The organism is Xanthobacter sp. BG11Y11_SDJG, from assembly GCF_057364445.1.
Genome location: NZ_JBNFNU010000299.1, coordinates 1 through 5,392 on the forward strand (window position 1 = coordinate 1; position 5,392 = coordinate 5,392).

The 5,392-nt window shown below is 69.9% G+C and carries 6 protein-coding genes; 3 read left to right on the forward strand and 3 right to left on the reverse strand.

Annotated features, from left to right (window positions below):
- Both AC2W7M_RS19095 and AC2W7M_RS19100 read left to right on the forward strand, forming a co-directional pair.
- On the forward strand, positions 1-1,163 hold a 1,163-nt coding region (locus AC2W7M_RS19095; RefSeq protein WP_486134089.1), incomplete at its 5' end, for a 3-hydroxyacyl-CoA dehydrogenase.
- 132 nt (positions 1,164-1,295) lie between these two features.
- Entirely contained in the window at positions 1,296-2,300 is a 1,005-nt protein-coding gene (locus tag AC2W7M_RS19100) for an MBL fold metallo-hydrolase (protein WP_486134091.1), read from the forward strand.
- A 19-nt stretch (positions 2,301-2,319) separates the two neighbouring features.
- Here AC2W7M_RS19100 and AC2W7M_RS19105 read toward each other — a convergent pair whose 3' ends face one another.
- Complete coding sequence (locus AC2W7M_RS19105) at positions 2,320-2,631, reverse strand: hypothetical protein (RefSeq protein WP_281805184.1); 312 nt, start codon at positions 2,629-2,631, stop codon at positions 2,320-2,322.
- Between AC2W7M_RS19105 and AC2W7M_RS19110 the strand changes: the two genes are divergently transcribed.
- A complete protein-coding gene (locus tag AC2W7M_RS19110) occupies positions 2,618-3,529 on the forward strand; it encodes a TRAP transporter large permease subunit (RefSeq protein ID WP_486134094.1) in 912 nt (303 codons plus the stop codon). The genes AC2W7M_RS19105 and AC2W7M_RS19110 overlap by 14 nt on opposite strands.
- 91 nt (positions 3,530-3,620) lie before the next feature.
- Here the strand turns inward: AC2W7M_RS19110 and murC are convergent, their stop codons facing one another.
- Together murC and AC2W7M_RS19120 are read right to left on the reverse strand one after the other, a co-directional pair.
- Positions 3,621-5,030: a UDP-N-acetylmuramate--L-alanine ligase gene (gene murC / locus AC2W7M_RS19115; RefSeq protein WP_486134095.1), complete on the reverse strand. Its 1,410-nt coding sequence runs from the start codon at positions 5,028-5,030 to the stop codon at positions 3,621-3,623.
- Positions 5,027-5,392 (reverse strand): glycosyltransferase (locus AC2W7M_RS19120; RefSeq protein ID WP_486134097.1); only part of this gene is annotated, 366 nt, incomplete at its 5' end. The genes AC2W7M_RS19120 and murC, both read right to left, overlap by 4 nt.

A 5,392-nucleotide genomic window follows, 5' to 3' on the forward strand; every position in this document is an offset into this window, starting at 1 on the left:
GTGGCGCTGGCGGATGCCGGCCTGCCGGTGACGCTGGTGGAGCGCGACGCCGAGGCGCCGCCGCCGGCCTCGCGCGCGTGCGCGGGCTTTATGAGCGGCCGGTCAAGAGCGGGCGCCTCTCCCAGGCGGACGCGGACCGGCGCCTCTCCACGGTCCGCGCGACCGCCGACTGGCAGGCGCTGGCCGGGGCCGACCTCGTGATCGAGGCGGCGTTCGAGGACATGGCGGTGAAGCAGGACATCTTCCGCCGGCTCGATCAGGTGGCGAAGCCCGGCGCAGTGCTCGCCAGCAACACCTCCTATCTCGACCTCGACGCCATCGCCGCCGCGACCTCCCGGCCTGAGGACGTGGTGGGCCTGCATTTCTTCGCCCCGGCCAACCTGATGCGGCTGCTGGAGGTGGTGCGCGGCAAAGCGAGCGCGCCCGATGCGCTCGCCACCGCGCTGGCGCTGGCGAAGCGCATGGGCAAGCAGCCGGTGGTGGCCGGCAATGGCGACGGCTTCATCGGCAACCGCATCTATGCGGCCTACCGGCGGCACGCGGAATATCTGGTGGAGGACGGCGCGTCGCCCCAGGAGGTGGACGCGGCGCTTCAGGCCTACGGCTTCGCCATGGGCGTGTTCGCGGTGTCCGATCTGTCCGGCCTCGACATCGGCTACGCCATGCGCAAGCGCCAGGCGGCCACCCGCGACCCGGCGGAGCGCTATGTGGAGCTCGCCGACCGCTTGGTGGAGGCGGGCCGGCTCGGCCGCAAGTCCGGCGCCGGCTGGTATGCCTATGACGCGGCGGGGGCCGCCGCGGCCGATCCCGTGGTGGCCGCGATGATCGCCGACGCGCGGGCGGCGAAGGGCATCGTCCCGCGCACCTTCACGCCGGACCAAATCCAGCGCCGGCTGCTGGCGGTGATGGCGAACGAGGGCGCGAAGGCGCTAGAGGAAGGCATCGCGCTGCGCGCCTCCGACATCGACCTCGTCTTCGTCAACGGCTACGGCTTCCCGCGCCTCAAGGGCGGCCCCATGTTCGCGGCCGACGCCATGGGCCTCTCGGCGGTTCTGGCCGAGGTCGAGGCCGCGTCTGCCGCGGGCGGCGCGGGATCCGAGCCGGCGCCGCTGCTGGTCGAGCTGGCGCGCAGCGGCGGGCGCTTTGCCACCTGGACGCGGTGAGAGCTGGCGGCGCGATGCGACTTTGCCATTGCCTCGCCGGCCCGAATGGGCATTTTGCCCGGCAACGGATGTATCTCAGGCGGGCGTCATGACCGCCCCTTGGCCGAGGCGGCGCGAAGAGGCGGGACGACGATGACGGTTTCGACGCAGGTGGAGGCGCCCGAGCTCAGCGAGGTCGCTCCGGGCATCCTCAGGGTGCGGGTGCCCCTGCCCTTCCCGCCGCGCGAGGTGAGCGCCTGGCTGCTCTCCGGCGCGGACGGCTGGACGCTGATCGATTCGGGCGTGGACGACGCGCCCACCCGCGACATCTTCACCCGCGTGCTCGCCGATCCCCGGCTCGGCGGCGCGCCGGTGGAGCGCCTCCTCGTCACCCATTTCCACCCGGACCATATCGGCCTCGCGGGCTGGCTCCACGGGATCACCGGCGCCGATCTCCATATGAGCCGCACCGAATGGCTGCAGGCGAACCTGCTGCTGAAGGAGGACCCGGCCGAGGAGATGGCCGCGCTGGTCGCCCATTTGCCGCGCGCCGGCGCGCCGCGGAATACTCTGGAGTACCTGCCGAAGCGCGGCATGCTGTACCCGAAATGGGTGGGCCCGCTGCCGCGCCGCTACCTGCGGGTCGCCGCGGGCGACGTGCTGAAGATGGCGGGCACCGAGTGGCGGGTGATGATCGGCGAGGGCCACGCGCCGGAGATGATCTGCCTCCATTCCGCGGAGCGCGACCTGCTGATCGCGGCGGACCAGATCCTCGGCCACATCTCGCCCCATATCGGCGTGCAGCCCTCCGATCCGGGCGCCGACAACCTTTGCGCCTTCCTGCGGTCGCTGGAGACGTTCGAGGCGCTGCCCGCGGGCACGCACGTGCTGCCCTCCCACGGCGAGCCGTTCGACGGCCTGCATGCCCGCATCGCCGTCCTCAAGGCGCACCACGAGGAGCGGCTCGCCCGCCTGATCGACTTCTGCGCCACCCCGCGCACCGCCATGGACACGCTGGAGGTGCTGTTCCGCCCGCTGCCTCTGGAGCAGACCGGCTTCGGCCTCAGCGAGGCGCTGGCGCACCTGCGCCATCTGGTGTTCAAGGGCGCGCTGGCGCAGGGCGTCGCGGACGGGCGCTGGGTGTTCACGCGCGCCTGAGGCTCCGGGCGGCGGGGAATCAGAGGCCGAGGCGGATGCTGCCCGGCGCGTCTTCCGCGAACACCGCGGCCTCCGCCAGCGCATGGCCGTGGAGGCCGAGGCAGGGCCCTTCGATCCGTGCCGCTCTGGGATTCCCTACCTCACCTTCCTCACCGGCAGCGCCCTCCTGTTCGCCTTCCAGGCGGTGCGCCTGGTCGGCCGGCTCCGGTCCATGCGCCCGTGCGCGCAAGCCGACCGCGCTCTTCAGGTTCGGTGGGCTTCTGGCCATCACGACCCTGCTCATCGCGGGTGGCGGCGACTGGTCGGCTCTCGGCGTCGTGCCGAGCACCATCTGGGACTCGGTCACCAATTTCACGCTCACGGCTGTGCCGCTCTACATCCTGATGGGCGCCATCATCGCGGCGTCCGGCATGGGCGCGGAATCCGTCGGCAAGCTGTTCCTGGCGGGCATCCTGCCGAGCCTGCTGCTCGCGCTGCTGTTCACCGCCTATCAGATGTGGCTCGCCCGCCGGCGGTTCGTCAGCGCCGCGCAGCCTGTGCGCGCGGGTCCCGTCAGCATGTCCGATCACATGCGGGCGCTGGTGGAAATCCTGCCCGTGGCGACGCTCATCGCCATCATCCTCGGCTCGGTCTACAGCGGCATTGCGACGCCCACGGAAACGGCGGCCATCGGCGTCGCGGTCAGCCTGCTGCTGGCCTCCGTGCTCTATCGCGAGCTCGACTGGCAGAAGTGCCGGCTCATCCTGATGGAGACCGGACGTGGCAGCATCATGGTGATGACGATCATCGCGGGCGCCATGGTGTTCGGCTACGCGCTCACCACCACGGACATCGCCCCCACGCTGTCGCGCGTGATGGCGCGGGTGGACTTGCCGCAGTGGCTGGTCTTCATCGCCATCAACCTGCTCCTGCTGTTCCCTGGATGCTTGCTGGAGACCTTGTCGATCATCGTGATCACCACGCCCATCATCATCCCCATCATCGACACGTTCGGCTGGGACAAGGTCTGGTTCGGCGTGATCTTGATGATCAACATGGAAATGGCTTTGATCACGCCGCCGGTGGGCCTCAACCTGTTCGTGGTGAAGGGCGTGGTGCCGGAGGTGCCGCTGGGGCGCATCATCTCCGGCACGCTGCCTTATGTTGCGATCATGGCGCTGGCGCTGGCGCTGGTTGCGGTTTTCCCCAGCTGGGTTTGTATCCTCACAGGTCTCCTGACGGCATGGTAGTGGGTTTCAAATCTCCACGGTCAGCCAATGTCTATCTCGGTCAAAACCTGCCCGGGCATGACGGCGGCCAAGAGGGTGTTCCCCCTTCGCCTCACGCCGCCGGCTTGGTCGCCTCAAGCTCGGCCGGCAGCGCATAGGCCCACTGGGTAATGTTGCCGGCGCCGAGGCAGATCACGTAGTCGCCCGCGGCGAGACCGGCCACGAGGCGCGCCAGATCCTGCGGCCCGTCGAGGGCGGCGACGCTCCTGTGGCCGTGGGCCACGAGCCCCGCCACCAGATGGTCGCGGTCGGCGCCCGCCACCGGCTGTTCGCCGGCGGCATAGACCGGAGCGACGATGACGTGGTCGGCGTCGTTGAAGCAGGTGCAGAATTCGTCGAACAGCGAGGCGAGGCGGGTGTAGCGGTGCGGCTGCACCACGGCGATCACCTGCCCCTCGCTGGCGGCGCGGGCGGCGCGCAGCACCGCGGCGATCTCCACCGGGTGGTGGCCGTAATCGTCGAAGATCGCGGCGCCGTTCCATTCCCCGGTGCGGGTGAAGCGCCGCTTGACGCCGCCGAAGCGCGAGAGCGCCTCGACAATCCTGTCGTCCGGCACCTTCAGCTCGTGCGCCACGGCGATGGCGGCCGTGGCGTTGAGCGCGTTGTGCTTGCCCGGCATGGGCAGGCGCAGGCCCTTGATCTCGTGCACCACGTCGCCGGCGCGGTTGCGGAACACGACGCCGAACTTGGTGATGCCGCCCTTCAGGTCCACGTCCACAAGGCGCACGTCCGCCTGCGGGTTCTCGCCATAGGTGATGACGCGCCGGTCCTCGATGCGGCCCACCAGCGCCTGCACCACCGGGTGGTCGATGCACATCACCGCGAAGCCGTAGAACGGCACGTTCTCCACGAACGCCTTGAAGGCCTCCTGCACCTTGTCGAAGGTCTTGAAGTGGTCGAGGTGCTCGGGGTCGATATTGGTGACGATGGCGACCTCGGTGGGCAGCTTCAGGAAGGTGCCGTCGCTCTCGTCCGCTTCCACCACCATCCACTTGCCCTGGCCGAGATGGGCGTTGGTGCCATAGGCGTTGATGATGCCGCCATTGATGACGGTGGGATCGAAATTGCCGGCGTCCAGCAGGGTCGCCACCAGCGAGGTGGTGGTGGTCTTGCCGTGGGTGCCGGCGATGGAGACGCAGCTCTTCAGCCGCATCAGCTCTGCCAGCATCTCGGCCCGCCGCACCACCGGCAGGCGCTTGGCGCGGGCGGCGGCGAGCTCGGGATTGTCGCGCTTGATGGCGGAGGAGACCACCACCACCTCGGCCGCGCCGAGATTGGCCGCGTCGTGGCCGATGAAGACGGTGATGCCGTGCTCGCGCAGGCGCTTGACGTTGGCGCTCTCGGCGGCGTCCGAGCCCTGCACCGTGTAGCCGAGATTGGCCAGCACCTCGGCGATACCGCTCATGCCGATGCCGCCGATGCCGACGAAATGGATGGCTCCCAGGCCGGAGGGCAGCTTCATGTGCGCGGTTCCTTGATGGTCTTGTCCTTGAAGGTCTTCACCGTGCCGCCGCCGGCGAGATGCTCGATCAGGTCGCCGAGGCGCTCGGCGGCGTCGAGCACGCCTTGGCTTCTGGCCGCATCGGCCATCCGGGTCAATGCGTCGGGTTCGCCGGCAAAGCTGTGGATCTCCAGCGCCAGGCGCTCGGGATCGAACTCCACCTGCCGCAGCACCTTGGCGCCCCCCACCTCGGCCAGCGACCGGGCGTTGGCGGCCTGGTCCTGGTCGAGCGCGTGCGGCAGCGGCACCAGGATCGCCGGCCGCCGATGGCGGAAAGCTCGGCCACGGTGCGCGCCGGCGAGCGGGAGACCAGCGAAGATGGG